Annotated in this window: 29 protein-coding genes; 21 read left to right on the top strand and 8 right to left on the bottom strand. The window is 39.0% G+C overall.

Going from position 1 to position 25,988, the window contains the following annotated elements:
- Positions 1–23: 23 nt before the first annotated feature.
- Positions 24–2,627: an ABC transporter permease gene (locus ACL8WY_RS14330; protein ID WP_436515438.1), complete on the bottom strand. Its 2,604-nt coding sequence runs from the start codon at positions 2,625–2,627 to the stop codon at positions 24–26.
- 32 nt (positions 2,628–2,659) lie between these two features.
- Positions 2,660–2,992, bottom strand: coding sequence for a PadR family transcriptional regulator (locus tag ACL8WY_RS14325; protein WP_436515437.1), 333 nt, complete (start codon positions 2,990–2,992; stop codon positions 2,660–2,662).
- A 144-nt stretch (positions 2,993–3,136) separates the two neighbouring features.
- Here ACL8WY_RS14325 and ACL8WY_RS14320 point away from each other — a divergent pair, with 144 nt between their 5' ends.
- The 5 genes from ACL8WY_RS14320 (at position 3,137) to ACL8WY_RS14300 (ending at position 6,944) form a co-directional block, all read left to right on the top strand.
- The gene (locus tag ACL8WY_RS14320) at positions 3,137–3,634 is read left to right on the top strand and encodes a hypothetical protein (RefSeq protein ID WP_436515436.1); all 498 of its coding nucleotides are present in this window, start codon (positions 3,137–3,139) and stop codon (positions 3,632–3,634) included.
- A gap of 294 nt (positions 3,635–3,928) precedes the next feature.
- Complete coding sequence (locus ACL8WY_RS14315) at positions 3,929–4,345, top strand: hypothetical protein (protein WP_436515435.1); 417 nt, start codon at positions 3,929–3,931, stop codon at positions 4,343–4,345.
- 9 nt (positions 4,346–4,354) lie between these two features.
- On the top strand, positions 4,355–5,377 hold the full coding sequence (locus ACL8WY_RS14310) for a sensor histidine kinase (RefSeq protein WP_436515434.1): 1,023 nt from the start codon (positions 4,355–4,357) through the stop codon (positions 5,375–5,377).
- Complete coding sequence (locus tag ACL8WY_RS14305) at positions 5,374–6,120, top strand: LytR/AlgR family response regulator transcription factor (RefSeq protein ID WP_436515433.1); 747 nt, start codon at positions 5,374–5,376, stop codon at positions 6,118–6,120. The genes ACL8WY_RS14310 and ACL8WY_RS14305 overlap by 4 nt, the downstream gene beginning before the upstream one ends.
- An 80-nt stretch (positions 6,121–6,200) precedes the next feature.
- Entirely contained in the window at positions 6,201–6,944 is a 744-nt protein-coding gene (locus ACL8WY_RS14300; protein ID WP_436515432.1) for a DUF3108 domain-containing protein, read from the top strand.
- Between the two features lie 3 nt (positions 6,945–6,947).
- On the opposite strand, the gene ACL8WY_RS14295 is transcribed toward ACL8WY_RS14300, so the two are convergent.
- From ACL8WY_RS14295 to ACL8WY_RS14285, 3 genes are read right to left on the bottom strand one after another with little or no spacing between them, the layout of a single operon-like run.
- Positions 6,948–7,682, bottom strand: coding sequence for a DUF3667 domain-containing protein (locus tag ACL8WY_RS14295; RefSeq protein WP_436515431.1), 735 nt, complete (start codon positions 7,680–7,682; stop codon positions 6,948–6,950).
- A 27-nt stretch (positions 7,683–7,709) separates the two neighbouring features.
- Complete coding sequence (locus ACL8WY_RS14290; RefSeq protein WP_436515430.1) at positions 7,710–8,471, bottom strand: LytR/AlgR family response regulator transcription factor; 762 nt, start codon at positions 8,469–8,471, stop codon at positions 7,710–7,712.
- A complete protein-coding gene (locus ACL8WY_RS14285) occupies positions 8,471–9,511 on the bottom strand; it encodes a sensor histidine kinase (protein WP_436515429.1) in 1,041 nt (346 codons plus the stop codon). The genes ACL8WY_RS14290 and ACL8WY_RS14285 overlap by 1 nt, the downstream gene beginning before the upstream one ends.
- Positions 9,512–9,755: 244 nt before the next feature.
- On the opposite strand from ACL8WY_RS14285, the gene ACL8WY_RS14280 reads away from it, so the two are divergent.
- The 3 genes from ACL8WY_RS14280 (at position 9,756) to ACL8WY_RS14270 (ending at position 13,620) form a co-directional block, all read left to right on the top strand.
- Positions 9,756–12,155, top strand: a complete 2,400-nt coding sequence (locus tag ACL8WY_RS14280; protein WP_436515428.1) for a carboxypeptidase-like regulatory domain-containing protein — start codon at positions 9,756–9,758, stop codon at positions 12,153–12,155.
- A gap of 5 nt (positions 12,156–12,160) precedes the next feature.
- The gene (locus tag ACL8WY_RS14275; RefSeq protein ID WP_436515427.1) at positions 12,161–12,406 is read left to right on the top strand and encodes a hypothetical protein; all 246 of its coding nucleotides are present in this window, start codon (positions 12,161–12,163) and stop codon (positions 12,404–12,406) included.
- Positions 12,407–12,480: 74 nt separating this feature from the next.
- Entirely contained in the window at positions 12,481–13,620 is a 1,140-nt protein-coding gene (locus tag ACL8WY_RS14270) for a lycopene cyclase family protein (RefSeq protein WP_436515426.1), read from the top strand.
- Here the strand turns inward: ACL8WY_RS14270 and ACL8WY_RS14265 are convergent, their stop codons facing one another.
- A complete protein-coding gene (locus tag ACL8WY_RS14265; RefSeq protein ID WP_436515425.1) occupies positions 13,621–14,490 on the bottom strand; it encodes a DUF6268 family outer membrane beta-barrel protein in 870 nt (289 codons plus the stop codon).
- Between the two features lie 129 nt (positions 14,491–14,619).
- Here ACL8WY_RS14265 and ACL8WY_RS14260 point away from each other — a divergent pair, with 129 nt between their 5' ends.
- Positions 14,620–14,997, top strand: a complete 378-nt coding sequence (locus ACL8WY_RS14260) for a SnoaL-like domain-containing protein (RefSeq protein WP_436515424.1) — start codon at positions 14,620–14,622, stop codon at positions 14,995–14,997.
- A 56-nt stretch (positions 14,998–15,053) separates the two neighbouring features.
- On the opposite strand, the gene xerA is transcribed toward ACL8WY_RS14260, so the two are convergent.
- Complete coding sequence (gene xerA, locus ACL8WY_RS14255) at positions 15,054–15,884, bottom strand: site-specific tyrosine recombinase/integron integrase (protein WP_436515423.1); 831 nt, start codon at positions 15,882–15,884, stop codon at positions 15,054–15,056.
- Between the two features lie 117 nt (positions 15,885–16,001).
- Between xerA and ACL8WY_RS14250 the strand changes: the two genes are divergently transcribed.
- The 11 genes from ACL8WY_RS14250 to ACL8WY_RS14200 all read left to right on the top strand — a co-directional run bounded on the left by ACL8WY_RS14250 (position 16,002) and on the right by ACL8WY_RS14200 (position 24,964).
- Positions 16,002–16,649: a hypothetical protein gene (locus ACL8WY_RS14250; protein WP_436515422.1), complete on the top strand. Its 648-nt coding sequence runs from the start codon at positions 16,002–16,004 to the stop codon at positions 16,647–16,649.
- Positions 16,650–16,892: 243 nt separating this feature from the next.
- The gene (locus ACL8WY_RS14245) at positions 16,893–17,597 is read left to right on the top strand and encodes a hypothetical protein (protein ID WP_436515419.1); all 705 of its coding nucleotides are present in this window, start codon (positions 16,893–16,895) and stop codon (positions 17,595–17,597) included.
- Between the two features lie 286 nt (positions 17,598–17,883).
- Positions 17,884–18,072, top strand: a complete 189-nt coding sequence (locus tag ACL8WY_RS14240; RefSeq protein WP_436515421.1) for a hypothetical protein — start codon at positions 17,884–17,886, stop codon at positions 18,070–18,072.
- Positions 18,069–18,440, top strand: coding sequence for a type II toxin-antitoxin system death-on-curing family toxin (locus ACL8WY_RS14235; protein ID WP_436515420.1), 372 nt, complete (start codon positions 18,069–18,071; stop codon positions 18,438–18,440). Before ACL8WY_RS14240 ends, ACL8WY_RS14235 begins: the two co-directional genes overlap by 4 nt.
- A gap of 234 nt (positions 18,441–18,674) precedes the next feature.
- A complete protein-coding gene (locus ACL8WY_RS14230; protein WP_436515419.1) occupies positions 18,675–19,379 on the top strand; it encodes a hypothetical protein in 705 nt (234 codons plus the stop codon).
- 458 nt (positions 19,380–19,837) lie between these two features.
- Entirely contained in the window at positions 19,838–20,062 is a 225-nt protein-coding gene (locus ACL8WY_RS14225) for a helix-turn-helix domain-containing protein (RefSeq protein WP_436515418.1), read from the top strand.
- Positions 20,059–21,258, top strand: coding sequence for a phospholipase D-like domain-containing protein (locus ACL8WY_RS14220; RefSeq protein ID WP_436515417.1), 1,200 nt, complete (start codon positions 20,059–20,061; stop codon positions 21,256–21,258). Before ACL8WY_RS14225 ends, ACL8WY_RS14220 begins: the two co-directional genes overlap by 4 nt.
- A 67-nt stretch (positions 21,259–21,325) precedes the next feature.
- The gene (locus ACL8WY_RS14215; protein WP_436515416.1) at positions 21,326–21,646 is read left to right on the top strand and encodes a helix-turn-helix domain-containing protein; all 321 of its coding nucleotides are present in this window, start codon (positions 21,326–21,328) and stop codon (positions 21,644–21,646) included.
- Positions 21,643–23,253, top strand: a complete 1,611-nt coding sequence (locus tag ACL8WY_RS14210) for an Eco57I restriction-modification methylase domain-containing protein (protein ID WP_436515415.1) — start codon at positions 21,643–21,645, stop codon at positions 23,251–23,253. The genes ACL8WY_RS14215 and ACL8WY_RS14210 overlap by 4 nt, the downstream gene beginning before the upstream one ends.
- A gap of 257 nt (positions 23,254–23,510) precedes the next feature.
- Positions 23,511–24,212, top strand: coding sequence for an SH3 domain-containing protein (locus tag ACL8WY_RS14205; protein ID WP_436515414.1), 702 nt, complete (start codon positions 23,511–23,513; stop codon positions 24,210–24,212).
- Between the two features lie 266 nt (positions 24,213–24,478).
- Positions 24,479–24,964 (top strand): hypothetical protein, encoded by a 486-nt coding sequence (locus ACL8WY_RS14200; RefSeq protein WP_436515413.1) that lies wholly within the window; start codon positions 24,479–24,481, stop codon positions 24,962–24,964.
- A 329-nt stretch (positions 24,965–25,293) separates the two neighbouring features.
- Here the strand turns inward: ACL8WY_RS14200 and ACL8WY_RS14195 are convergent, their stop codons facing one another.
- Entirely contained in the window at positions 25,294–25,536 is a 243-nt protein-coding gene (locus ACL8WY_RS14195) for a hypothetical protein (protein WP_436515412.1), read from the bottom strand.
- Here ACL8WY_RS14195 and ACL8WY_RS14190 point away from each other — a divergent pair.
- Positions 25,527–25,982 carry an energy transducer TonB gene (locus tag ACL8WY_RS14190; protein ID WP_436515411.1) on the top strand — a complete coding sequence of 152 codons (456 nt, stop codon included), beginning with the start codon at positions 25,527–25,529 and terminating at the stop codon, positions 25,980–25,982. The genes ACL8WY_RS14195 and ACL8WY_RS14190 overlap by 10 nt on opposite strands.
- The last annotated feature ends 6 nt before the right edge of the window (positions 25,983–25,988 follow it).

The raw sequence follows: 25,988 nt of genomic DNA, 5'->3' as shown, positions 1-25,988 counted from the left end.
AAAAATAGCAAGTTCAATCAATATCATTCATCTCTGAGCATATCCGCTGGATTTGACTTGGCGGCTTTTCCAGTTTGCCACCCGATAGTCAAAATGCCAATTGCGAAGACGATAAAAACTCCAGAAAGTAATTCAACCGGGCCTATTGTGATTCGATTAACAAAGTCTGCCATAACCATCTCCGTGAAGAATAGATAGCTCAGTGGCATGGCAATTACTGCCGAGATAATAAGCATTGAGATAAATCCTTTTGAAAGAATAAGCATCAAGTTTTGCTTGCTTGCACCCAGCACTTTTCTTACACTTATTTCCTTCTGTCTAGTCTCCGTAGTGAAAACAGCCATCCCTAAAAGCCCCATCGAAGCAATTGATATTGCTAGAAATGCTAGAAATCCAAACAGTTTGAACAATGTTGCCTGATCATTGTAGGCTTCCTGGATAAGGTCACTGTAAAACTCAGCTTCAAATGGGTGTACCTCATCAACTTCTGACCAAATGGCCTCCAACTTATCCATAAAGGCTATGATATCATTGGATTTTACAACTAGGTTTAGATGTACGTAATCCTCAGGTGTGCCCTGAATCAAGGCCACTGGTTCAGACTCGTTATGGACTTTCGCGTACTGAAATTGCTTTACTACTCCGACAATCTCCAGACTCAAATCATCCAGCCTTCTGTCCAAGGTAATTATTTCACCAATGGCACTTTGTGGATCCTGGATATTGAAACGTTTGAGCAGCAATTCATCAACCACTACAAATTTGGCTGTGCCCTCCTCCTGATCATAAGGAAATGAACCTCCTGCCAGAAAGGTGAATTCATGAGTTGAGAAGTAGTTCTTATCAATGAAATTGACATATACGTTAGCTGAATCCAGCGGATCCTTGTATTTTATTTCCTCTGACCAAATCTCGCCTGTATTGGGTATCATTCCTGAACGTGATACTTTGCTAACCTCCGGTAGTTTTTCTACCTCATTCATCAACAACTTGGAGTCATTTCCTTGTAATTCTATGTTTAGCACATTGTCGGTCGTAAAACCCATATCGAAGTTGAGTGCAAACTTGTATTGGCGATAGGCGATCGTTGACCCGATAATAAGAAAGATTGACATGGTGAATTGCAACACAATCAAAACCTTTCTCAGATTAAGACCTTTCATCAACTTTACAGAAGAGGCATCTCTAAAGACAGATATTGCCTTAAGTCTTGCTAATACTATAGAAGGTAATATTCCTGCGATGATACCAATACTTGCAGCAAAAGCAATAAAATACAGCACATGAATCCATTGAAATTTCATGGTAATGGAATCATTTCTATCCAAAACTAAGTCCATAAAAAATGGCTTGATTATCATAAACAAACCATAAGAAATGAAAACTGATATCAGCGCCACAATTACTGCTTCAAAAATAAATTGAGTCAATATTTGCGTTCGGCCTGCCCCTACCACTTTCCGCACTCCAACTTCCTTCGCTCTTCTTAAAGACCTTGCAATGGACAGGTTGGTGTAGTTGAAGCATGCAGAAATGATAACGAACATTGTCAAAAGTCCCAGTTGATAAATACCTGTCCAGGTCATACTGGGGCCTATATTGTTAGACAATTCTTCTCCAGGTACAAGGTTAGCTAAGCTCTCTACCCGATGTTGGATTTGGTATCTATCCGTCTTCTCATTTTCTGTTGCAGTAATACGTCTGAGTTGATTATTGATCACATCCGGATCCTGACCTTCGGGAAGCAGGAGATAGACATAATTCATCCAAATACTTCTGAAGTCAAAGAAAGTGGTTGTTTCGCTTCCATCATATCTATTCTCTAATGTCACAAATGACATGAGAGCCTCAAACTGTATATGCGAATTTTTGGGTAAGTCTTCAACAATGCCTGTAATTGTATAAGACTCATCCCCCGATACAACAATCTGACCCAGTGCTTCCTGATCTTTGAATAGCTTTTCAGCAGAGGCTTCTGTTAAAACAATGGAGTTGGGTGCAGACAGGGCTGTAGATGGGTTACCGGCAATTAGATTAAAAGTGAAGACCTCAAAAAACTCCTCGGAAGCATAGTGTCCCCTCACCGGAATTGTGTTATCCCCTTTGTTCAAGTCAGCTCTAAAATTTCGACGCATGAATAGCACCTTCTCAAAGCCGGAATATTCTTCTTTCAGCGTCTTACCTATAAATACTGAGGTCGAGGCAAGATTTGTAGTTTCAGAGGAAGATATGCTTTTGTATGTAGAATGAACCCGATAGATTCGATCTGCCTTTTCATGGAAAGTGTCAAAACTCAATAGCTCACTGATATAGGTAATCATGAGAATGCCAATTGACATAGAAATGGCAAGTCCAAGAATGTTTATTGACGAAAAAAGTTTGTTTCGAGCAAGGCTTCTGGCTGAAGTCTTGAGGTAGTTACTTATTAGATTAAAAAAAGTCATTTGTCCTAGTATTTTGGGTTTTTGAATAGTGTAGAGTCTGCAGAACTTGATAACATCCAATAAAAAAATAAGATCAGCCTTGAATCGACTCCTTTTTAAGTTCCTTGAATAGTATTCATAAAGATCTCCTTGAAGATCTTCCAACAGATCTTTGGAACAATACAGCTCAAGAAGCCAATTCATCCATCGTGGGGGTATTTCTCGGTTTTTACTCATCAGATACCCTTGAAAACCAATTCTGGAATGTTACTCCAAAGCTTATCGCGTTGCTCTTTTGCTTTCATAAGGGAAACCTTGCCTGCATGAGATATGTGAAAAAAACGCTTTCTCCTACCGCCTCTCTCCTTAGTTGGTTCTCCAAGTTCAGAAGTAATCAAGCCCTTTTTTTCCAACCGATTAAGAACTGCATGAACCACCCCAAGTTTTGTCTTCCGTCCGGTCACTGAGGCGATTTCATCAACAATGTTTACACTGTATGCCTCTGACATCAGTGATGCGATAGTGAGTAGAACGATTTCTTCAAACTCGCCAAGATTGGTACCCTTCATAATGATTAATTCTTATTAATTCACTAAATGTATGAAAAATAGAAACGAAGCTCAAAACCAAAAGTTTTATTTATTCACATTTTGTATAAAAAATGTAAATTCATATTATGTAAATAATCGAATATCTTCATCAAAAATTTGCCTATGAAATATTTTGTTACAGCACTTCTGATTGGCTCATCTATACTAGTTAAGGCACAAGAGGACTTTTTAGTCACACTCAAGGGTGACTCAACCTTTGGTGAGATTACTATTTTTCAGAGCACTTTTTATGATGAGGTGCAGGTCAAGTCAAAAAAAAGTAAAGAACTTTTTAAGGCTTTTCAGATTCAATCGGTCATGATGAATGGAGAACGTTTTGAGCCTATCAATCACAACAATAAACGAATAATGGCGCTATTAATATCCAAAGGATATTTGAGTCTCTATGCCGTCCGTCCCGAGGATAGTAAGTCTTATAGAGAAAGAGTTCTTTATAAGGATGAAAAATCCTTTCTGATTCCCAACATCAGTTTCCGAAAAAAGATTGTTGCCTTTCTAGATGATTGCCCAACACTTACTGATCGGATTAAAGGGAAAGAACTTGGTTTATCCAATATTGATGAAATCATAAACATTTACAATTCTTGCGTGAGAAATTAAGAAATCATTTTTGCTGAACTAATCAGCTTCTCAACCTATTATTTGATGTAGCAACCATGCTAAAAAATGGTGAAGACATTCCTCATTATTTGTAGAAGCATTAGAAAAATACACCTCCTTTTCTATTGAAAATGAGTTAAATAATTGCTTTCAGAGCGAAGGAAGATTGACGTACGATTCAGTGGGCATAAGTGACAGTTCAATAAGTTTTCAGTCAGTTCAATGCAAATCATGGTATGAAGCACCTTTAATCGCGTGTCCTTTGTATACCAAAAATTGAAAAGCATTACGACTATGAAAAAGCAATTCACTCTTCTATCCCTTCTATTTTTCGTGGCATCACTTGCCATGGCGCAAAACTTTGATGCTCCTAAACGTGGAGCCAAAATTTATGCTCAAGAATATACTATTGATGTGAGTACGGACAGTGACACATCATTCGATCTTTGGATTGTACGATCCAAATTTGCTAAGCGTGCGAATTTTTCTGCTCCTAAAATGATTACTAATTCAGGATTAGCATTTGATGTAAAGCAAGATGATCAAAATAAGGACCACTTCATCGTTACAGTATCAGCTAATAAGGTGGCAGCAGGACAGTACTCAACCACTGTTTCCTCGCGAAGCACAGGAACTCAGAAAGTAACCGGAACTACACTCTCTTTCAATGTAACCACAGGAAAGGCTGTAGCTTCTAAAGATGGTGAGTAATTTTACCGCATGAAGTACCGGTTTAGGTTTACGATTGCGGTCTTTGTCTTCTTCTTTTTCAAACTCACACGTGTTGAAAATTGGGAAGAGTTTGTAGGCTGGGATGAAATGTCTACCATTTCACTAATCTATACGATATCCGTAATCATGATCTTGTGGGAGGTAGTCTCCAGGTTTGTACACTGGCAGAGTTCAAACCTTAGCATTCGATCAAACATTGGGCTTTATAAAATATCAACCAAGGCGACACTTCTTGTGATCCCCTTGGTTTTTTTATTTGCCTTTCTCTACAATGAATTTCTCGCAGACCTTGGTTGCTGCGACAATGGCGAAAAAAGAGGGTCTTTCCTGCTCGACAGTGCGCAAGGTTTTGTCATTTCGTTACTCATCATAGCTTATGAAATCATTATCCTGTATGTAAGAAATGCTATACGAAGCGCACGGGAAAAAGAAGCAATTCAAAGAGAATTAGCAGCTGCTAAGCTTGAGAGTCTAAAGAATCAGGTTAATCCGCACTTTCTATTTAATAGTTTCAGCGTACTCTCTTGCCTGGTAGAAGATAATTCCAAACAAGCTATAAAGTTTATTTCGAAGCTCTCAGACATGTATCGCTACATCCTGGAGAACGACGAAAAGAGTGTAGTCACACTTCAGGAAGAAATGGAATTTCTTGATAGCTACATTTTCTTGTTAAAAATGAGACATCAAGAAGCAATTGTCGTTGAAAAGGATATTTCGTTGGTTAATCTAAATTTGACTGTACCACCAATGTCCATCCAGATACTTGTTGAAAACGCCATAAAACACAATTCCTTTTCTGTGGATGAGCCGCTTTACATTTCCATCAAGAATGAGGGTGATAAAAGTATTGTGGTAGAGAATGCCAAGCGAAAGAAAGAGAGCCTTTCGTCAAGTACTAAAATAGGACTGAAAAACCTATCCAACAGACTTCTGCTTTCAGCTGGTCGTGCACTAGAAATCACAGATAGTGAAGAAACCTTTACGGTCCGATTGCCATTATCATTGTCATGAAAGCACTAATTATAGAGGATGAAAAGCTGACAGCTGACCGCCTAAACAAAATGGTCGCTGAACATACCTCTATTCGCATTCTCAACACCTTTTATTCAGTGAATTCAGCAACCCAATGGCTTCAAGACAATGACTGTCCCGACCTCATCTTTCTGGATATACAACTGGGTGATGGTACCGGCTTTGATATTTTAGAAACTCTGGAGACTTTTCCTCAGGTAATCTTTACTACTGCATTTGACAAGTATGTTTTAGATGCTTTCAAATACAACAGTGTAGACTATCTACTCAAACCTGTTCAGGCAGAAAAGCTGGTAAAAGCCATTGATAAACTTGAAAAAGTTCGTTCTCAGGAAGATTTTTCAAAAGTTATTAAAAACCTTAAAACTCAACTCAGCTCACCTTACAAGCAAAAATTTTTAGTGAAGACCGGATTGAAATACGCGTCTATTCACGTTCAGGACATTGCCTATTTTTATAGCGAATCAAGCACTACGTATCTTCAAACCTACTCGGGAGAGTCTATGATTGTTGATCATTCGCTCGACGAGCTGGAAGGACTGATGGATCCTGCATGCTTTTTTCGTGTAAACAGGCACATTATGCTTTGCGACAAAAGCATCACTTCGATCGACTCCTACTTCAACAACCGTCTTATGGTTTCTGTTAAGCCTCAATACAACGAAAACATCATTGTAAGTAGAGAGAAAGTACGATCATTCAAAAGCTGGTTAGACAGCTGATTTTTGGACGAGCGGCCATGCCGTTATTCAAGCGGAATGGGTGTAGTTTTGGTTAGATGTTTTAGAACAAATACCTAACAATGAAAAACTATTGCCTAATTATCCTAGCACTTCTATGTGCTTGTCAAAATCCTGAAAAAGATGCGAAACCAAAAGTAGAATGGCTTGGCCAGGAAGTTGATTTCAATCGCATACAATCGGGAATTAATACCTACCATATGTTTGACTCTACCCAAACCAAGGTCGGATCTATGATTTTCGGAACCTATTTTGAAAATGGAAAGCTTGTCTCAAGAGATACGTCGAGTTTTGATGATGGCAGTGTTTACGAGGATGCAGAGTTTACCGTAGACACGAATCGTTTTAAGATGGAAGCAGTATCTGTAAATATGCAGATTAATACCACCAAACTTGATGTAGATCTAGATGCTAATAATAATACCGTAACAGGACTCTATCGCGTGATAAGAGATACGACCATCAATGATTATCCTGTTGATTCCACTTATAACTATGATGTGTTCCGCAGTGAATTGTATATGCTGATGCAGACACTAGATTATAAAGCCGGTGACACCATAAGGTTCAAAGCCTTAATTTCAACAAGTATGACAGTTGCTGATGCCTCCATCTATTACGTGAAAGATGAACAAGTAACGACTGCAGCAGGCACATTCGATTGCACAGTTATTCATTTGATGACAGACGGTAAGATGCCGCAGAATCGCATCTGGATTTCGAAAGAGAAGCCAGCTAAGATTGTGAAGTTTTATGTACCCGGACCTGAACTCTCAATCGAATTGGTTGATTCCAGGAAATTGTAAGGCTTATCCTTGTAAGGAGCCAACCTCATTGCCAACCAAAGTTGCCAAAATAAGAGCAAGGACAAGCAAATAGATAATATTACTTACAATAAATAGTAGGATGGTTCTTAGGACTCCTCCAAAACTAGAGATTTCGAACACCTTGATGATAAAAAAGAAAAAATAAGCTGTTGAAAGACTAAAAGAAAGGTAAATCATAGGACCTTGCCCAATTGCATAATGTAGAGGGAATACGATAATAGTTAAAACATTCATAGCACAGATATAAAAACTCTGAATTACCATATGTTCAGCAAAATTGTAATTCTTCCTTGAAAAAAATAGAAATGCAAAAAATCCATAAAATGGTATGGATATCCACAGAAAAAGATTGTACCACTCTAAATAAATTTGCTGCATTAACCCCGCGATATATTCTGAATCTTCCTGCTCTGTTCCAGTAAGATCACTGCTGAATTCATTCTGGAATCCGAGTAAAAATTCATCAACTCCCGTCAAATACATCATGAAAAGACTCACGGCTGTGGTAAGTACTAGCAGCCTAAACGCATTGACTATTTGAAATCTCCCTTCGGCTAAGTAAAGTCGCACCATACTACCTGGTCTTATAAACAATAACTTAATGGTAAAAATGAGCCCTCTTTCCAGATTGAATGCATTCATCAGATCCACAAAAGATTGCTTAATCGTGATTCGATTGATTTTGCGCGTCTCGTTTACCTCTATTGGATATTTCATAACGCTGTGAATATAGCAGGACGAATGCTATTGATCAAGCCACTGTTTTAATGATGTGGCTTTTTCGCTACTTACAAGTATTTGCTCATCTGAAAAATGATCCATCTCAATCATCAGCTTGCCTTTGAAGTACTTATGAACAGAGGTGATATAGTCGGCGCTAACAATAAACTGCCGATTGGCTCGAAAGAAAACCCTTGGATCAAGTTGGTTGGAGAGTTCGTCCAGCGTGAAGTCAGAAAGATAGGTTTTGTCGTTTTTGGTATTGATATGTATTACTCCGTGTTTACTTTGAAAACAAACGATATCTTCCGAACGAATAGCAAGCATTTTATCTCCCTGCTTAACCAAAAAACGTGATTTATGCTTCGTCTCACTTAAGTTAATCTGATTAAGCAAGGCAGCCATGTCTACACCGTTTTGACTAAAGTTTGTTTGTAGATTTCGATACTTTTCGAGCGAGCGTTCCAGGTCTTCTTTCTTTATGGGTTTTAGCAAATAATCGATGCTATTGACCTTGAATGCCTTGAGCAAATACTCGTCAAAGGCTGTTGTAAAAATGATGGGACATTTAAATTCAACTTGATCAAAAATCTGAAAGCTGATGCCGTCGCTTATTTGAATATCTAACAAAGCCAGATCCGGATGTTCATGATTATTCATCCACTTTACCGTGTCCTCCACACTGTCTAGTACCTCCACAATCTCGATGGTAGGATCGATCTCCAAAAGGATTTTTTCTAACCTTCTGAACGCCGGTGCTTCATCCTCAACAATCAGTACTTTCATTAGGTGAACCTTAAATCTTTCTCTTCAAGCAAATCAATGAGCGGAACAGCCACCATGAAATTAGATGCACTCGTGATTATATCTATTTCCTTTTGGCCCAATATGTTGTATCGCTTGCGGATATTATCAAGACCTGTTTTTGTAGACTTTTCAAGTGAATTTTTACGCTGAAGATTATTCTTAACTATCACTGATTTTCCATTTTCGATGTAAATATCAATGTGCAATGGTTTAGCCTTGGATACCACATTGTGCTTAATGGCATTTTCGGCCAACATCTGTAATGTCAATGGAGGAATTGTGAGATCCAGGTATTTATCATCAATGCTGAATTCCACACTTAAGTTGTCCGGATATCGCATCCGAAGCAGAAACAAGTATGACTTCACAAACTCAATTTCTTCCTTTAAACTGACCAGTTCGCGATCCTTGTTCTGTAAAATGTATCGATATACTTCCGAGAGTTTTTCTGTAAAAGAAACAGCAGCATCTGCATTTTCAGGGATAATGGTTGTGAGCGTATTGAGGCTATTAAATAAGAAGTGTGGGCTCATCTGATTCTGCAACACCTCATACTGAGTCCTGATTTGCTGATTTTTTAGCTGTTGATTCAAAGTGAACTGTTCTTTCCATTTATCAAAAAAGTAGAAAGCTTCATATCCTAGGGAGATTACTGTAGCAGCTACCATATTAAAAGGAAGAAATTCCGCATGTTCACTAAAAGTAAATGCCTCCCTAATATCACAAAGCCCAAATAAGAGTTTGACTGGTATACCTCCTAAAATCATCCAAATCACAACAATAGGAGCTGTCAAAGACAGCCTTCTTGCTGTTTTACTAATTTCAGGAAACAGCTTCCTAAATCGATATATAACAAAAGTTGCCCCATTCCAATAAACTATAGTGAAGCTTAAAGAAACCACAAAATGCAACCAAAGTGGTTCCTCACTCATGTGGCCGCTTTTCTCATCATTAATTGTGGCTATTGCAGCAACAACTAAAATTCCAATCCATCTGATATATACTTCTTTCAACTTCATCTCAACCTTAAAGATAAATAATGGCTAAAGAGATTTTGGATAGTAAACCAATGAAAGCTGGAATTTCAGCAGCGAAACCGGAATATGCCCACTTGAAATGGACCAGACAGTATAATGATCATTCTTGAGGCTTCAGCTATTAAAATTGCCGTTTCGGCAGATTTTCGAGCTGTCTGACACAGAATATCGTTTTCAAGCAAAGTCTCTACTTATAGGTTAGCCGTCGAAATCAATACTCAAAACAATGAAAAATTCGAAAGCTATCATTACAATCCTCGGAATCCTTGTTTCACTTGCAAGCGTTGCCCAGGACCAAACTGTTAAAGGAATTATCCTGGACGCTCAAGCGGAATATCCACTCATTGGCGCCACCATTCAGCTGGTCGGTTCCGACCCTGTGCAAGGTGCAGTGGCAGACGTCAACGGAGAATTCAGAATTGAAAATGTCCCGGTTGGGAGACAGACATTTGCTGTGACCTACATCGGGTATAAAAGCATTTCGCTTCCAAACGTACTCGTCACTTCTGGAAAAGAAGTGATTTTACGTGTGCTCTTAGAAGAGTCTGTTGAAAGCCTGCAAGAGGTTGTGGTAACGGCAGATGCTGACAAAGATCTGCCGATTAATGACATGGCCAAAGTCAGTGCACGTACCTTTAGCCTGGAGGAAGTCACACGATTTTCTGGTGGAAGAAATGACGTGGCTAAACTAGCTACCTCATTTGCAGGTGTAAATGCAACCAATGATGCTCGAAATGACATAGTGGTTAGAGGCAACTCTCCTATCGGACTGTTGTGGAGAATTGAAGGCATTCCAATCGCAACGACGAACCACTTTGCCACTCAAGGCACCACCGGCGGGCCTGTAAATGCCTTAAATACAAACCTGCTTCGTACATCAGATTTCCTTACCGGGGCTTTCCCTGCTGAGTATGGCAATGCCAATGCAGCAGTTTTTGACGTGTTTTTCAGAAACGGAAACACGGACAAATACGAATTCACTGGCCAGCTTTCTGCATTTAGTGGACTTGAGTTTATGGCTGAAGGTCCGATCAGCAAGAAAAACAACTCTTCATTTGTCACTTCCTATCGCTACGGAATTGCGAGTCTGGCTGCCACAGGTACGTCAGCCATTCCATTCTATCAGGACATCTCTTTCAAGGCAAACCTTGGAGATACCAAACTTGGCCGATTTGAAATTTTTGGATTGGGAGGTAAGAGTAACATCGACTTTTTGGGTGATGATATTGACGACACAGACTTATTCGCAAATCCAGAGCAGGACGCATTTGTTCAAAATGAACTGGGAATGATTGGGATGGCGCATACCATTCGCTTGGGTAAAAACACTTACCTCAAGTCCTCATTGGGCGCTTCAACCAATTTCAATGAATATCTGCAAGACAACCGAATGCTTGATCAAAACGATGAGCTCATTGGGAAGTATCGAGCGACCAACGTAAGAAATAGAGAAAATCGGTACACCATCACCTCAACTTTGAACGCAAAATTCAGCGCACGATGGAACCTAAGAGCCGGATTTTTAAATGAGACCTATAATCTTGATCTCTTTGCAGAAGACCGAGACGATCGCGTATCTATACCAGACGCAAATAACGATGGCGTGCCGGATTATTTCCTTACCAATACCAACGTAAGTGAAAACTATAACCTGCTTCAGGTATATAGTCAGGCTGAATACAAACTGACGGATGATCTTTCTACCACCTTCGGATTACATTCTCAATATCACCAATTCATGGATGAGTTTATCCTTGAACCAAGAGCTGCGATAAGCTGGCAACAGACGCCTATTCAACGATGGAGCTTAGCATACGGACTACACGGCCAGGCGGTACCTTCCCCTGTACTTTTCTATCAGGAAGAAGTATCACCAGGAAACACTGTCCGCACAAACCAAAATCTTGACTTCATCAAAGCACATCACTTTGTGCTGGGAATGGATCGCAATCTGGGTACAGACTGGAGGCTAAAAGCTGAAGTATACTACCAGGATATTTTTGATGTGCCGGTAGAACAATCGGCATCCAGCTATTCAGTTCTTAATGAAGGAAATGATTTCATCTTCGAAGAGAAGGGATCATTGGTTAGTGATGGTACCGGATTCAACTATGGTACAGAAATCACTCTTGAAAAATTCTTTAGCCGGAACTATTACATGCTTTTAACGACCTCTGTATTTGAGTCACAATATGAAGGCAGTGATGGAGTGCTGCGAAACACGGTATTCAATAACAACTATGTATTGAATGTGCTATTCGGGAAGGAATGGAAGTTTGGTCCCAATGGACAGAATGCCTGGACATTTGACACCAAAGTAACGACCGCCGGCGGAAGACCATTTACTCCAATAGATGTAGATGCGACTCGGGACAACTTAGGTAGAGAAGTGCGTCAGGATGATGTGGCATTTAGTGAAAGGTATGGACAGTACTTCCGCTGGGATGCAAAATTTGGGGTTCGACTAAACAGGAAGAAAGTCTCACACCAGTTTTTTGTTGACTTTCAAAATTTGACCAATAGAAAAAATGAATTTGTAAGAAGATATAATCAGGTGACCGACCAGGTCAATGTGGTTGATCAGATCGGATTTTTCCCTGATGTCATGTATCGCATCCAATTTTAATAGCTATGAGAACACTTACCAGATCAGAAAAAGAAATCAATGTGTTGATATTGAAAAGCAATATCAAAACCAAAAGAGATGTTGCACGAGTAAATCAGGTATTCAGCCAGATCAACTCCATCAAACGCTGGTCTGTGGATCTGGAAGACTGGGAACGTGTGCTGAAGGTGGAATCAACCATCTTCTCTTGCGAGAACATTGCGGTAATTCTGGAACGTTTTGGTTATGAGTGTTCAGAATTAAACCATTAGCATAAACAAAATAGGTTAGTGAAAGTTAGTGGTTGTGGCCCTGCGAAAGCAGGGCTTCTTATATTTAAGCCAAGATGGACCAAGCCACATACGACTATGCAATTGTAGGTGTTGGAGCTGCTGGATTACAGCTCGCGTTGAAAATGATCAATGATGATTTTTTTTCTGGAAAGCGTATTCTGCTGCTCGATAAAGATGACAAGGTGGCCAACGATCGCACGTGGTGCTTTTGGGAGCAAGGTGAAACACTCTGGGATCAGCTGGCAACACAAACCTGGAAGCATGGCTTGTTTTTCAATGCAAAAGAAACCATTGATTTCAATCTCTCTCCCTACCGATATAAGATGGTGCGGTCGGCAGATTTCTATGCATATGCCAAGGCAGCACTTTTAAAATCAGATTCGATAGATTGGGTGAAAGACGAGGTTCTTGATATTGAAGTACAAGAGATCAAGGGTCTAGAAGGAAACTATCACGCTACACACATTTTTGACAGTCGCATTCCTTTGGAATTTCAAGAGAAGAAGGAAAAGTATCATTCATTGGTTCAGCATTTTAAAGGTTGGTTTATCGAGACGGAAAATCCGATCTTCGATCCTGAGACTTTCACCATGATGGACTACCGGCTGAAATGGAAAGACAGCACCAGCTTCACGTATGTACTGCCACTTTCTTCCAACATGGCATTGGTAGAATTTACGCTGTTCAATGATCAGCTGCTTCCGGATGACGAATACGACACCTATCTCAACGAATACATCAAGAAGTATTTAGCAACCGGCAACTATCAGATCAAAGAAGTTGAGCAAGGAGTAATTCCCATGTCGGACTACCCATTTCATAGGCATCACACCAAGTACATCACCAAGATCGGGACTGCAGGAGGCTGGGTGCGACCATCCTCAGGGTATTCATTCAAAAATGCAGATCGCTATTCAACAATGATGGTAGAAAACATCAAGCGTGGAAAGCGACCTGAAAAAGGCATTGGAACCTCACGATTCAGAAGGTATGATTCCATCTTCCTGAATGTCCTGTCTTCTCGCAACGATCTGGGGGAAGACATCTTCACTAAGCTGTACACCAAACCGCCCATTCAGTCGGTGTTTAGATTCCTTGATGAAGAGAGTTCGCTTCGGGAGGATTTTAAAGTGATGTTTTCATTGAACCGGCCACAGTTCTGGCGAGCGTTCCTTTCTACCTTCTGGCGATAGCTAGATTTTGCAGCGAACGCCCAATCGGAAAAACATGGCATTGTCCAATCCCGGCTGAAAAATCATGTCTTTTCCTTTTCTCAATTGCAGGTCTGAGAAGACCGTGCGGGAAAGTACCAAGTACGATTCTATGTGCTCGGAAAATTTGTACTCGTATCGGAAGCCCACGTTGATGATAAACACCCTGATGCGATCCGCAATTCCAAAATTTTCAACTAGAATGTCCTCCTGAATGTGTGCATTGAACGCATCGCCTTCCGCATGTATTTTAAATCGATTTTTTTCAGATGCGTGATACTGAATATTGGAATAAGGAGCTCCGATGGTATAGGACCATTTCGGATGAAATTTTCTGTAGTAATTGATAAAAGGAAATGGAATAGGAACCCTGGAAATGGTAGAGTAGGCCAATCCAATAATAAGCCGGTTTCGTTTTTTGCTTTCCGAACCATCTTTCGTTTTGATGAATGCCGCTACTCCATTCATGAGGAAATCATCCGAAGTAATTCCATCCTGAAAATTACTGTTGATTGAAGGCGAGAGCTGAAGTCCAAAGCGCCAGTTATTTTTCATTTCAAACGTATAGGTGAGGTTCAGGTCGATGGACTGAAAGTTTTCCGCATGCGTCTTATCGTAGGAATCCTCCGTTTCCTGAAATCTGAATACGATCCGACTGTAGTCGAAACCAACAAACAGGTATCCTCCCTCTTTTACTTCAAAAGGAACATTCACTTCAAATTCCTGGCGGTGATATTCAAAATTGCTACTGCTGCCGGGCACGTATAAATACTCGGCCTTGGCCACATCCAATAGTTGACCCTGGACTTGAGTAAGGAGTAAACAACAAATACATCCAATTACGAGGCGCATAGAACTAGGCAAGTTCGGAAAATTTCCCCCACGACCAATATACATTTTTTCATATTTCGACAAACCAGTGACATAGGGCTGTCACTCTAACCAATTTCTTTACCTCATGTTCAACTCTAACACATAATTATGACAACAGAAGAAGTAGCAAAACGTTTAGTCGAGCTGTGCCGGGAGGGCAAGTTCGAGCAGGTATTTCAGGAACTCTATTCCCCTGATATTGTAAGCAAGGAGCCAGAAGGTGCACCTTGGGGCACCGTTCAAGGCTTTGATGCGATAGCGAAAAAAGGGAAGGAATGGAACGAAATGGTGAGTGAGTTTCACAGCAGTGAAATCTCGGATCCTCTGGTAGCGGAGAATTTCTTTACCATCACTATGAAAACCAATGTTACGATGAAAGGTATGGACCACCCAATAGATATGGATGAGGTGTGCGTATACAAAGTAGAAAATGGAAAAGTGGTATTGGAGCAATTTTTCTATACACCGATGCCGGAGCTGGTGTAGCAGGAATCGAAAAGAATCATAAGGAGAAAAGATCGTCGGAAGATGGTCTTTTTTTGTTAGAAGTCTAGTGTATCGAGCGGGCTCTCAATAGAGAGTAATTTAGCTTCTGCAACATGTGTATATAGCATTGTTGTCTTTACGCTATTATGACCCAGTAGTTTTTGAATAATTCGTACATCTATCCCATCCTCTAAGAGATGCGTAGCAAAACTATGACGAAATATGTGAGAAGAAACTTTCTTTTTTATCCCCGCCTTTATTGCGTACCTCTTGATAAATTTATTAGCACTGGAAGCACTGTATTTGGATTCTTTATTTTGACCTTCGAATAAGTAATCTTTCGGTTTATGTTCTCTATAGTAAGCTCTGAGCAATGCCAATTGCTTACCGGAAAGAGGAACATAGCGGTCTTTTACTCCTTTCCCGCCTTTAATGAATATTTTCATTCTGTCAGAATCAATGGACTTGATTTGTAAATTGATGACTTCTCCTATTCGTAAACCTGCGCTGTATAATAATGAGATGATTGCCCTGTGTTTGGTATTCATTCTAATGGAAAGAATTCTTGAAACCTCTTCTTTGCTCAAGACCTCTGGAAGGACGAAAGAAGACTTATGAGGCAATAAAAAATCAAGTTTCAAGTCTATACCATGGATCTCTGAATAGTAGAGTTTCAATGCTCCCAAAAGTTGTTTTTGAGCTGATCGTGAATATTGTCTTTGACTGATCAAATGAAAAACACAATCTCTGAGTTCTTTTTCCGATATACGATCTATTGATCGGTCAATTTGTTTTGACAAAGTTCTTAACTGACTTACATAAGTATTGATGGTATTCGAGGAGTATCTTTTAACCTCTAATATCATACGGAAATCGGGAATTCTCATTTACCCACCAATTTGGAGGTTAAAACGGCATTGATCAAAAAAAACATGGTTACAAGCTGTGTACAAGCGTATTTTTTATATTACGTTTATATAATTGTTATAGGGCATTTGAGCAAAATGAAATTTCTCCACTTCTATCTACTAACTATTGCTTTGACTCTTGGAAGAACAGGAGTTACTGCTCAACAGCAACCTGTGCCTGATGACATGAATTTTGATATTAGCAACTTCACCGAATTTGAGTACAACAACTTCGATAGAAAGGAATTGTACGATAAGATAATTCCGATGAAAGAATACCTGTACTTCGAAGTTCGAACTGCGGATGGATATGACGTGAACTCTTATGTAACTTCTATCGGAGATAGCTCAACGTATTCAGAAAGACTTAAAGGTGTAACTGCCGAATATGGGTTTTTTAACTGTCCCGACCACTTTTGTGGTAGCTATATAGTCGCTTTAACTGAAGAGGATTCTGTTGAAGTGATAGATAGTGATCAAGAACTTCAATCCTTTATCGGAGATATTGATAACATTGAAGAAGTCCTACTCTTTTGTCGGGCTAACGAACTTTATCACAACTCTGACACCATTATTACCAACTCATATTTTGAACGGGAAAGAGATTACCTCCTTTATATGTACGATTGGGTTTCATGCCCTGACACTGACTACTCATTCAAGGCCCAACTAACGAAGGACGGAAAATTGACGATATTAGATAAGACCAAAATTCGTGAAACTGAGGACTGCTTTAGCCACTAAAGCCCTATAACAAGCGCTAACACGAATGCGCCAACTGCCACTTTACAGATTTTAGTGCAACCATCACCATGAATCAGTCGCTGGGAAAAGTCAGTGCTTTCTACTGACTTAAGCCCGCAGGATTTTTCTCTTTCTGAACGCACTACATTATACATACTTTGGAAGCACCGGCAGATTCATTAGCTTTATCGGAACTTGCTAAGCTCGGGGCGCACTCCTGCTAGCTTGGCGTTAGAAAGCACTATGCACAGAACTCTAATCCTGCTATTTTTTCTACTAGCTTTTTTGACTTCCAAAGCTGATTACTCTCCCGTTTTCTACTTGAAGTGCGACATTGAACTCCAAAACGATTCTTCCCTAACAACTTACATTGAACTAGATGGATATTATGTTAGAGATAACTCTTTCAAAAAACCCAATTCCTTCATGCTAACAATGGAGAATAAAGTTGAGGATGATCATTTTTTGAACCTCATCAAGACTAACTACTCTCGAGTTAAATCATACGAGTATGCAACCAGGATTCCACTAAAAATTAATGGGTATGACTATATACTTGGATACGTTAATGAAAATGACTTTGTGAAAATTAAGGTAGGATCAATAAAAGAAATTTCAATTAAAGATATAATTGGTAGTAGACGTGATTTAGGAGTTTATATCGTGTCAACTTTAACTTCTGAGAACGAATTCTGGAACAAAGAACCAATAAACATTTACAATGTTACAGGATGTCGGTATTCTCCCTGTGGATTTACAGTTTATGAATATTCTCATCACGCGGAACTTGAACCGTTAATTGAACTGCTTAACAGAGAACAACAGCCTTGCTGGGATCCTGCTAACAAACAAGCTACCACAGAACAGCTTGAGAGATGGAACTCAATGAGGAATGAAATAGCCAACATGAATAATGTTATTGTACTAGGCACCTACTGCAATGACTAAACGCTTTCTAACATCTGCTAGCACGAATGAGCCTAAGTGCTTTTCTGCCAATTTCATCTGATCTTCACCGCTCCACCAGCCATTCTGAAACTTCATCTCTCCAAGAATACTCGTGCTTCTGGATTTTCTCTTCTCAACGCAGTTCTTCGTTGATGCCGTTGTAGGTGTTGGCTAGCTCTGCTATCTTAGTGCTTTCTGCCAAGTTCGGGGCTCACTCCTGCTAGCTTGGTGTTACCTTGAATTTTCGCACTGAACAATTTTTCTGCATATTTCGTATCTTTGATATATGAGCAGAGAAGAAGTAAAGACCGCAATTAACGAACTCTTAGAGAATACCCCTGAACAAGTGCTTCAGGAGGTTTTCGACTATTTAAAGTCTGTGCAAGGAAAGTCAACTAAGTCTGTTTCTCTTACTCAAAACTTGCGAACAATCTTAACTGAGGATAAAGAACTGCTAGAAAGACTGGCTCAATGATCTCAGAAAAGGAAGTTTTAGAAATACATGCAATTCTAATTGAACAATTTGGTGGATCTAACGGAGTTAGAGATAAAGAACTATTGGATTCAGCTCTGAACCGACCATACCAAACTTTTGACGGTAATGAACTTTATCCCACTCCAATTGATAAAGCCGCAGCAATCCTTGAAAGCATAGTCAAGAATCACCCGTTCACTGACGGCAATAAACGAACTGGATACGTTCTCGCTCGACTCCTACTCATGAACGAACACTTAGACATTGCAGCCAACCAAGAACAGAAGTATCAACTTGTTATCTCAATATCAAAAGGAGAACTCACCTTTGATCAAATTAAAGAATGGCTTGAAAAGAACTCAAGGTAACAATTGCTAGCACGAATGCGCCAACTGCCATTTTGCGAACTTCGGTGGAAACATCTCCATGAATCAGCCGCTGGGAAAGCTCGGAGCTTTCTATTGAGTGCAGCTCGCAGGATTTTTCATCTTTCTGAACGCAGTGCTTTCTTGATACTTTGGAAGCACCGGCAGATTCATTAGTTTTATCGGAACTTGCCGAGTTCGGGGCGCACTCCTGCTAGCTTGGCGTTAGAAAGCACTATGCACAGAACTCTAATCCTGCTATTTTTTCTACTAGCTTTTTTGACTTCCAAAGCTGATTACTCTCCCGTTTTCTACTTGAAGTGCGACATTGAACTCCAAAACGATTCTTCCCTAACAACTTACATTGAACTAGATGGATATTATGTTAGAGATAACTCTTTCAAAAAACCCAATTCCTTCATGCTAACAATGGAGAATAAAGTTGAGGATGATCATTTTTTGAACCTCATCAAGACTAACTACTCTCGAGTTAAATCATACGAGTATGCAACCAGGATTCCACTAAAAATTAATGGGTATGACTATATACTTGGATACGTTAATGAAAATGACTTTGTGAAAATTAAGGTAGGATCAATAAAAGAAATTTCAATTAAAGATATAATTGGTAGTAGACGTGATTTAGGAGTTTATATCGTGTCAACTTTAACTTCTGAGAACGAATTCTGGAACAAAGAACCAATAAACATTTACAATGTTACAGGATGTCGGTATTCTCCCTGTGGATTTACAGTTTATGAATATTCTCATCACGCGGAACTTGAACCGTTAATTGAACTGCTTAACAGAGAACAACAGCCTTGCTGGGATCCTGCTAACAAACAAGCTACCACAGAACAGCTTGAGAGATGGAACTCAATGAGGAATGAAATAGCCAACATGAATAATGTTATTGTACTAGGCACCTACTGCAATGACTAAACGCTTTCTAACATCTGCTAGCACGAATGAGCCTAAGTGCTTTTCTGCCAATTTCATCTGATCTTCACCGCTCCACCAGCCATTCTGAAACTTCATCTCTCCAAGAATACTCGTGCTTCTGGATTTTCTCTTCTCAACGCAGTTCTTCGTTGATGCCGTTGTAGGTGTTGGCTAGCTCTGCTATCTTAGTGCTTTCTGCCAAGTTCGGGGCTCACTCCTGCTAGCTTGGTGTTAGGTTTCATGCCGTGACGTAGAAAAACCAACCGCACATTCAGGCACATTTGGTTTTACCAACGCGCAACTAGCAACCCTGAAAAACCAAAAGAGCCTGAATTTTACCCACCCACACTTTGCGCAGGCGAGTAGCCTAACGCAAGGAGAATTGCAAATATGCTAACTATAGTATGTAGCCTTTAACTTCCTTCACTGATAGCTTTGTGATAACTATAGTATTCATTATGAACATAGAGTTATCGAAATCCTTTGGGGTAGTAGTAAGAGTAAGACGAACAGAACTAAAACTTTCTCAAGAAGAGCTAGCACATCAGGCAGGCCTACATCGAACATACATTGGAATGATTGAGCGAGGTGAAAAAAACATCACCTTGGAAAACATAGATAAAATCTCCTCTGCATTGAAGCTTTCAGTTTCAGAGTTGTTCAAAAATCTTGAAAAGCAATGAAGGTTACATTTTTAGGCCAAGGATTTACAGACGAATCCCCAAACTCAGTTGGAGTTCACATTAATAAATATTTAGCTGATAATGCCTACACCAGCTTTTTTAGCATTTCGGCATTTGCGAGTCCCTTGGGGGTGAAATTGTTGGACTCACTTGAACAAGCAAAGAAATTTTACTCTAACTTAAATATCATAGTTGGTGTTGATCAAAACGGCACTTCGAAAGAGGCATTAGAGGAGATTCTCAAACTTGATGTCAATAGCTTTGTTTTCTACCAAAGGGAATCACCAATATTTCATCCTAAAATTTATCTCTTTGAGGGAAAGGACGATACGTGTCTTATAATTGGTTCATCAAATCTTACTGGAAAAGGCTTATTCAGTAATATCGAAAGCTCCCTTTTGGTTCAATTTAAAAATGACGATCAGGAAGGGCTAGAAATCTTAAAAGATTTAAAAAATTATTTTAAGTCGATTATCGATCTTGATGATCCCAACCTGTTTAAACTGGATCAAGATTTAATTTCAGACTTAGTTAAAGATGGAATTGTACCAAGCGAAATCAGCAGATCAAAACAACACGGAAAGAAAATAGCTTCCTCAGAATCGAAAGAAAAGAGAAATAAGAAAATCCCGGATAGAAAATCTTCCAAAATTCCATGGGATAAACTAAAGCCTAAGTCAACAGCTTCTACTGATGGACCTACCATGAGAGAAGAGCTGGAACTCACTGGGAATTTAAAGGATACAGGAAAATTAGTAAGGCATTTCATCTGGGAAAGTGGTGCGCTAACAGAGAGAGATTTGAACATCCCTACTGGATCAAATACTAATCCAACAGGATCAATGTTATTCAAAAAAGGAAAAACCGAAAATATAGATCAACGACACTTCTTCCGAGATGATGCATTTGCTTCTATAAATTGGATCAGGGATACTAAAACTAATTTTTCACATCTTGAACGAGCATCAGCACTTTTCCAAATAATAATTAAAGGGAAAGACCATGGTGTCTTCTCATTAGCTCTGACACACAACACGAAAACTGATACTGCCTCTTACCGTCAAAAAAACTCTATGACCTCCGTTAGTTGGGGTGAAACCAAAAAGATTGTCGCTAAAAGAGAATTGATTGGATCTTCTGCAAAACTTTACAAGAATCAAGGCCCTGAGAACTTCTTTACTTTAGAAATCAGTTAATCTTCAATAGTGTTTGCATGCTAACTATAGTGTTCTTATATTTGGACAACTTCAGTCCAAATAGTTTATGGAACAAAGCTTTGGTGAAAGAATAAGAAACCTCAGAGAATCAAAAAAAATGACTCTCAAAGAACTTTCTAGTCTCTTAGAAATTGATACTTCTATGCTGGGAAAGATTGAAAAAGGAACTAGAAAAGCAAACGTTAATATTATCCATAAGCTTGCCCAAATCTTTGAAGTCTCAGAATCTGAGCTGAATGTTAGTATGATAAGTGATCAAATTGTCAATCAGGTAGTTAAAAAATACAATCAACAAGCTCAACAGATTTTAAAAGTTGCAGAAGAAAAGGTGGCCTATAGAAGCAAAAATGAAATGATAAAAGAATGAGGTTAATTGAGAATGCATCGGAAGAAAAATTAAGAGGTGGTTTTTATACTCCAAAACCAATCACTGACTTCATTCTAAAATGGGCAATTAACGGAAGTTCAAATTGTGATATTCTTGAGCCCAGCTGTGGTGATGGAAATTTTTTAAAAAGTCTTAAAACTGAGGGTTTTGTTTACAACTCTGTCACAGCAGTTGAGTATGATCCGATTGAAGCCGCAAAAGCCAAATCAATAGAGTTGTCAAAGGCAGAAATACGAAACGAAGATTTTCATACCTTTTGCATCAATTCAAAGAAAAGATTCGATCTAATAATTGGAAATCCACCTTATATACGTTACCAATATTTTGACAAATCTCAGCAAATTGCGGCAGAGGATATTTTTATTAAAGCTGGCCTCAAATATTCCAAATTGACCAATGCCTGGGTATCATTTGTAGTAGGTTCTTCTCTACTTTTAAAAGAATCAGGTGGGAAAATCGGGTTTGTACTTCCAGCGGAAATTCTACAAGTTTCATATGCGCAACAGTTGAGAACCTTTCTTGCGCATTTTTATAATAAGATCAATATAATATCATTTGAAAAGCTTGTATTTCCAGATATACAGCAAGAAGTTGTTCTATTGCTATGCGAAAAAGACCAATCTAAAGATCATAACATTGAACATATCGAGCTTAAGGATTCGACTGAATTAAAGAATTTGGATCTGTATAGATTGAAGTTTCCTCAAAAACGAATTGACTTCAAATCAAATAAGTGGACATTTTATTTTTTAGATCAGAAAGAGATTGATTTCCTTGAAAATGTCGCAGAGGATAGAAGAATACCCACTATTGGGAAATACGCTAACGTAGAAGTTGGAATTACGACAGGATCAAATGACTTTTTTACAGTGCCTCTTTCTACTGTTGAAGAATATGATCTTGACGACTATGCAAGACCTATGGTCGGTAGAAGTGTTCAAGTGAATAGTGTAATTTTCAATAATGATGATTGGCTTAAGAACAAATATTCAAAAGCAAAAGCCCATTTGCTAGTATTTCCTGACAGTAAGAATCTTAAAAAGACAAACGGAGCTATCAAGTATATTAAACATGGAGAGGAACTTGAAATTCATAAAGGATATAAATGTGGCATAAGGGATGACTGGTTTGTAGTGCCATCCTTGAAAATTTCTGATGCCCTATTTATTCGCAGAAATAATATTTATCCTAAGCTTATTATTAATGAAGCAAAAGCTTATACCACAGATACAATGCATAGAGTGTTCCTAAGATCAGGAACTAACCTCAAAGCATTTACTGCTAGTTATTACAATTCGCTTTCATTGGCTTTTGCCGAAGTATCAGGCAGAAGTCATGGAGGGGGTGTCCTTGAACTAATGCCAAATGAAACGGAAAGAATTTTACTTCCCTATCATGAGAATAACTCCAAACTCCTTAATCTTATAGATAGCTCTATTAGAGAGAAGAAGCCAATTGGAGAGATATTGGGACTAACAAATAAAGAGATTTTGCAAAAGAACTACGGATTAACTGATGAAGAAGTTGACTATGCAAACAGTATATGGACAAGACTCTCGAACAGAAGGCTGAATCGGGGGAAATAAGCAACCATACACTTTGGCAGGTCGCTAAATCCAACTCTGAACCAAAACCTCCCAAAGAGTATGGCCGTCCCACAGCGTTGACGATCGAACTAACAAGGACGAAGAAAAACACGAAAACCTAACAAAATGTATAGTGAATGCGCTTTCGAGCTATTTTCAACTTTCGGAGTAACCGGATACTTTAGTGATATTGGAAAGTGCAAGCGCACTCACCATACATAGACGTTAGAGGTAATCATCGCTCCGATCAAATCTATATGAGAACTACATTTTCCATCTTGCTTATTTGTATTGCTGGCCTAACTCAGGCGCAATGGCTCGGCATTATTAACGACCCAGACGGATATACTAACGTCCGTGAACAACCGACAACTAACAGCAAGATACTAGGTAAGTTTTATGATAACGAAGTGTTCCAAATTTGGGATTTAGACTATGACACCATACCTAACTGGAGGAAAGTCTACAAATGGAATCCAGAATCAAGAGAAGCTTTAGTTGGATGGATGCATAAAAGTAGAATTAAGGATTTGGACTTTCTTCCTGAAATCCAAGGATTTGAACTATCTCAGAATGGATCTGTATTAACTCTCAACAAAAACGGAATATTCTTCCAACTAGAGTTTGAACAATTTGATAGTACAAAACATGAGATCATTCGAGACGAACGAGGATACATAACAGCGATTGATGGTAAATACCCACAAGGAACAGATGGATACATGCCCAGAGAAGGTGTGAAATCAGCAGTACTCAAGATTAACGACAAAACTTACAAATTTCCTAAGGACGCTTACCGAGACCTATTCGAATTTCGAAAAAATACAGCAAGATTCTTTTACAAAAAGGACGGAACATACATGATCAGATTTTATAACAGTGATGGTGCTGGTCATTACATGCTTGTCTGGAAGTTCCAGAACGGAGAATATTTGGGAAGATATTTAGGAAGCATCTAAAGACTACCTCTAACAGTTGCTAAGCGGCATTTGTCAGCGTGCTATTCACAACCTGATCTGCAACTGTCCCACTTCGGCGCATCTTCTGAAAGTTGATTAAGCCTTAGCAACTGTGGTGCTTCTGGAATTAATCTTTCACAACGCATTTTCTTCGGGATAGCTTTTGAGGGATGGTGCACCTTCGTTACTTTTAGTGCTTTCAAGCTAAGTGTGGACAAACCGCCGCTTAGCGAGACGTTAGCGGTAATACCTACCAGATTGAGAATATGTTGGACTTCATTAGAACTTTAACGAAATACTTAAAACGTAAACTTGATGAGGATTTACAGAATCTGGAACAGAGAGGACAAAAGAAACTACTGGAAACAATTGGGTCAATCGAACAAGGTTCAAGTCGAATAACAACCTGGTCACTTAGTGTAATAGGCGGGTCGTTGATAGTTTTTATGAACGGAGAGTATGTTCAGCCTAAAGAAGAATACTTTAAATATTCATATCTACTTTTTGTGATCGGCTGGATACTATTAGCAATTTCCATTTCCTATAGCAAGCGAATTACAGGTCGCAAAATGGCAGCAACCTTGAACGTCAACGATATTAAAGATTTGAAGAAAATACTCATAAAAGTAAACATCCAATATTCTAATCAGATCCTATGTTTCAACTGGGCATTGGTGATTTACGGACTCTGGTTGATCTTGTATTTTGTTTGGCGACTTTTCGGTGAACAACTTAAATGTTTAATTCATTAATGTAATATTATGGCTGAATGTAATTCTGACGATTGTCTATCTGTTCCATTTCCTCGAAAATGTGCTGAATATTGTATAGAACGTGTGTTGAGCGTGGCTAGACCAGAAGAAAAAATTAACATTCTAGGGATGGACCGAAGTTTAGCTGAGGCAATCTTTGAAGCCTATAATTCTGGAAGACCAGTTAATTCTTTTAACGATCTTGGAAACAAATTAACTTCAGAACAAGTGGATTCAATTAAAGAGGTTTTTGACAACATTAGCCAATCACAATTAAACCACTTCGCTTCAAGATTGAGATAAAACATACCGCTAACAGTCACTATCGGTTATGTGCCAAAATGCCTCTTTGCCAGTTTTATCGGGATTCGTCCGCTCCAGTGCACCTTCTGATACTTCATCGCCTTTAGCAACTTCTGTGGTTCTGGATTTTGACTTTCAGAGCGCAGTGCCATTTGGAAACCGTTGTGCTTCTGGTGCACTTCCGCTACATTAGTGCTTTCTGCCAGCTGTGGGCACACAAACCGATAGTTAGGCGTTAGTGAGCATATCTGTATCCCAAATGAAACCATATCTTTTAGTTTTGACCTCTTTCTTATTAAGCAGTTGTGGTGTTTACATAACATCATTTCGACCCACAGTAGAATATAATCAAGCAACTCTTAGATCAACTGAATACAGAGTAGAAGGCTTTCCGAACCAAATTTCTCCTTTTGACAATGAACCTCTAGAACGGCTAGTTGATAGCATTAATTATGAAGGAAAAGCGGTGTTCAAGATTCTTTTAGGTAGTGACGGAACTGTTCGAGATATAGAACTTAAAAAAAGCAACTTAACTTCTCAACATACCAACTTAATTGAGGATGCAATTAAAGATTCAAAGTGGATTCCATTTATAGATAGTCAATTTGGAATAACAACAGTTGACTTTTGGACAGGTAAGCTAACTAACAATGTAAATAACGGAGGTTGGGTAACATCTCTGTGGCCTAGACCAACTGATAAAGATGAACTCTAAAAGAGG

The sequence above is a fragment of the Ekhidna algicida genome (assembly GCF_051379705.1).
GTDB lineage: Bacteria > Bacteroidota > Bacteroidia > Cytophagales > Cyclobacteriaceae > Ekhidna.
The sequence above is the reverse complement of the archived record's forward strand: the minus strand, read 5'-3'. Positions and strand labels throughout refer to the sequence as shown.

Bases quoted from the DNA above. Each gene is read 5' to 3' on its own strand.
- ACL8WY_RS14330 (WP_436515438.1), bottom strand. From the start codon at position 2,627: ATGAATTGGCTTCTTGAGCTGTATTGTTCCAAAGATCTGTTGGAAGAT.
- ACL8WY_RS14325 (WP_436515437.1), bottom strand. From the start codon at position 2,992: ATGAAGGGTACCAATCTTGGCGAGTTTGAAGAAATCGTTCTACTCACT.
- ACL8WY_RS14320 (WP_436515436.1), top strand. From the start codon at position 3,137: ATGAAATATTTTGTTACAGCACTTCTGATTGGCTCATCTATACTAGTT.
- ACL8WY_RS14315 (WP_436515435.1), top strand. From the start codon at position 3,929: ATGAAAAAGCAATTCACTCTTCTATCCCTTCTATTTTTCGTGGCATCA.
- ACL8WY_RS14310 (WP_436515434.1), top strand. From the start codon at position 4,355: ATGAAGTACCGGTTTAGGTTTACGATTGCGGTCTTTGTCTTCTTCTTT.
- ACL8WY_RS14305 (WP_436515433.1), top strand. From the start codon at position 5,374: ATGAAAGCACTAATTATAGAGGATGAAAAGCTGACAGCTGACCGCCTA.
- ACL8WY_RS14300 (WP_436515432.1), top strand. From the start codon at position 6,201: ATGAAAAACTATTGCCTAATTATCCTAGCACTTCTATGTGCTTGTCAA.
- ACL8WY_RS14295 (WP_436515431.1), bottom strand. From the start codon at position 7,682: ATGAAATATCCAATAGAGGTAAACGAGACGCGCAAAATCAATCGAATC.
- ACL8WY_RS14290 (WP_436515430.1), bottom strand. From the start codon at position 8,471: ATGAAAGTACTGATTGTTGAGGATGAAGCACCGGCGTTCAGAAGGTTA.
- ACL8WY_RS14285 (WP_436515429.1), bottom strand. From the start codon at position 9,511: ATGAAGTTGAAAGAAGTATATATCAGATGGATTGGAATTTTAGTTGTT.
- ACL8WY_RS14280 (WP_436515428.1), top strand. From the start codon at position 9,756: ATGAAAAATTCGAAAGCTATCATTACAATCCTCGGAATCCTTGTTTCA.
- ACL8WY_RS14275 (WP_436515427.1), top strand. From the start codon at position 12,161: ATGAGAACACTTACCAGATCAGAAAAAGAAATCAATGTGTTGATATTG.
- ACL8WY_RS14270 (WP_436515426.1), top strand. From the start codon at position 12,481: ATGGACCAAGCCACATACGACTATGCAATTGTAGGTGTTGGAGCTGCT.
- ACL8WY_RS14265 (WP_436515425.1), bottom strand. From the start codon at position 14,490: ATGCGCCTCGTAATTGGATGTATTTGTTGTTTACTCCTTACTCAAGTC.
- ACL8WY_RS14260 (WP_436515424.1), top strand. From the start codon at position 14,620: ATGACAACAGAAGAAGTAGCAAAACGTTTAGTCGAGCTGTGCCGGGAG.
- xerA (WP_436515423.1), bottom strand. From the start codon at position 15,884: ATGAGAATTCCCGATTTCCGTATGATATTAGAGGTTAAAAGATACTCC.
- ACL8WY_RS14250 (WP_436515422.1), top strand. From the start codon at position 16,002: ATGAAATTTCTCCACTTCTATCTACTAACTATTGCTTTGACTCTTGGA.
- ACL8WY_RS14245 (WP_436515419.1), top strand. From the start codon at position 16,893: ATGCACAGAACTCTAATCCTGCTATTTTTTCTACTAGCTTTTTTGACT.
- ACL8WY_RS14240 (WP_436515421.1), top strand. From the start codon at position 17,884: ATGAGCAGAGAAGAAGTAAAGACCGCAATTAACGAACTCTTAGAGAAT.
- ACL8WY_RS14235 (WP_436515420.1), top strand. From the start codon at position 18,069: ATGATCTCAGAAAAGGAAGTTTTAGAAATACATGCAATTCTAATTGAA.
- ACL8WY_RS14230 (WP_436515419.1), top strand. From the start codon at position 18,675: ATGCACAGAACTCTAATCCTGCTATTTTTTCTACTAGCTTTTTTGACT.
- ACL8WY_RS14225 (WP_436515418.1), top strand. From the start codon at position 19,838: ATGAACATAGAGTTATCGAAATCCTTTGGGGTAGTAGTAAGAGTAAGA.
- ACL8WY_RS14220 (WP_436515417.1), top strand. From the start codon at position 20,059: ATGAAGGTTACATTTTTAGGCCAAGGATTTACAGACGAATCCCCAAAC.
- ACL8WY_RS14215 (WP_436515416.1), top strand. From the start codon at position 21,326: ATGGAACAAAGCTTTGGTGAAAGAATAAGAAACCTCAGAGAATCAAAA.
- ACL8WY_RS14210 (WP_436515415.1), top strand. From the start codon at position 21,643: ATGAGGTTAATTGAGAATGCATCGGAAGAAAAATTAAGAGGTGGTTTT.
- ACL8WY_RS14205 (WP_436515414.1), top strand. From the start codon at position 23,511: ATGAGAACTACATTTTCCATCTTGCTTATTTGTATTGCTGGCCTAACT.
- ACL8WY_RS14200 (WP_436515413.1), top strand. From the start codon at position 24,479: ATGTTGGACTTCATTAGAACTTTAACGAAATACTTAAAACGTAAACTT.
- ACL8WY_RS14190 (WP_436515411.1), top strand. From the start codon at position 25,527: ATGAAACCATATCTTTTAGTTTTGACCTCTTTCTTATTAAGCAGTTGT.
- ACL8WY_RS14195 (WP_436515412.1), bottom strand. From the start codon at position 25,536: ATGGTTTCATTTGGGATACAGATATGCTCACTAACGCCTAACTATCGG.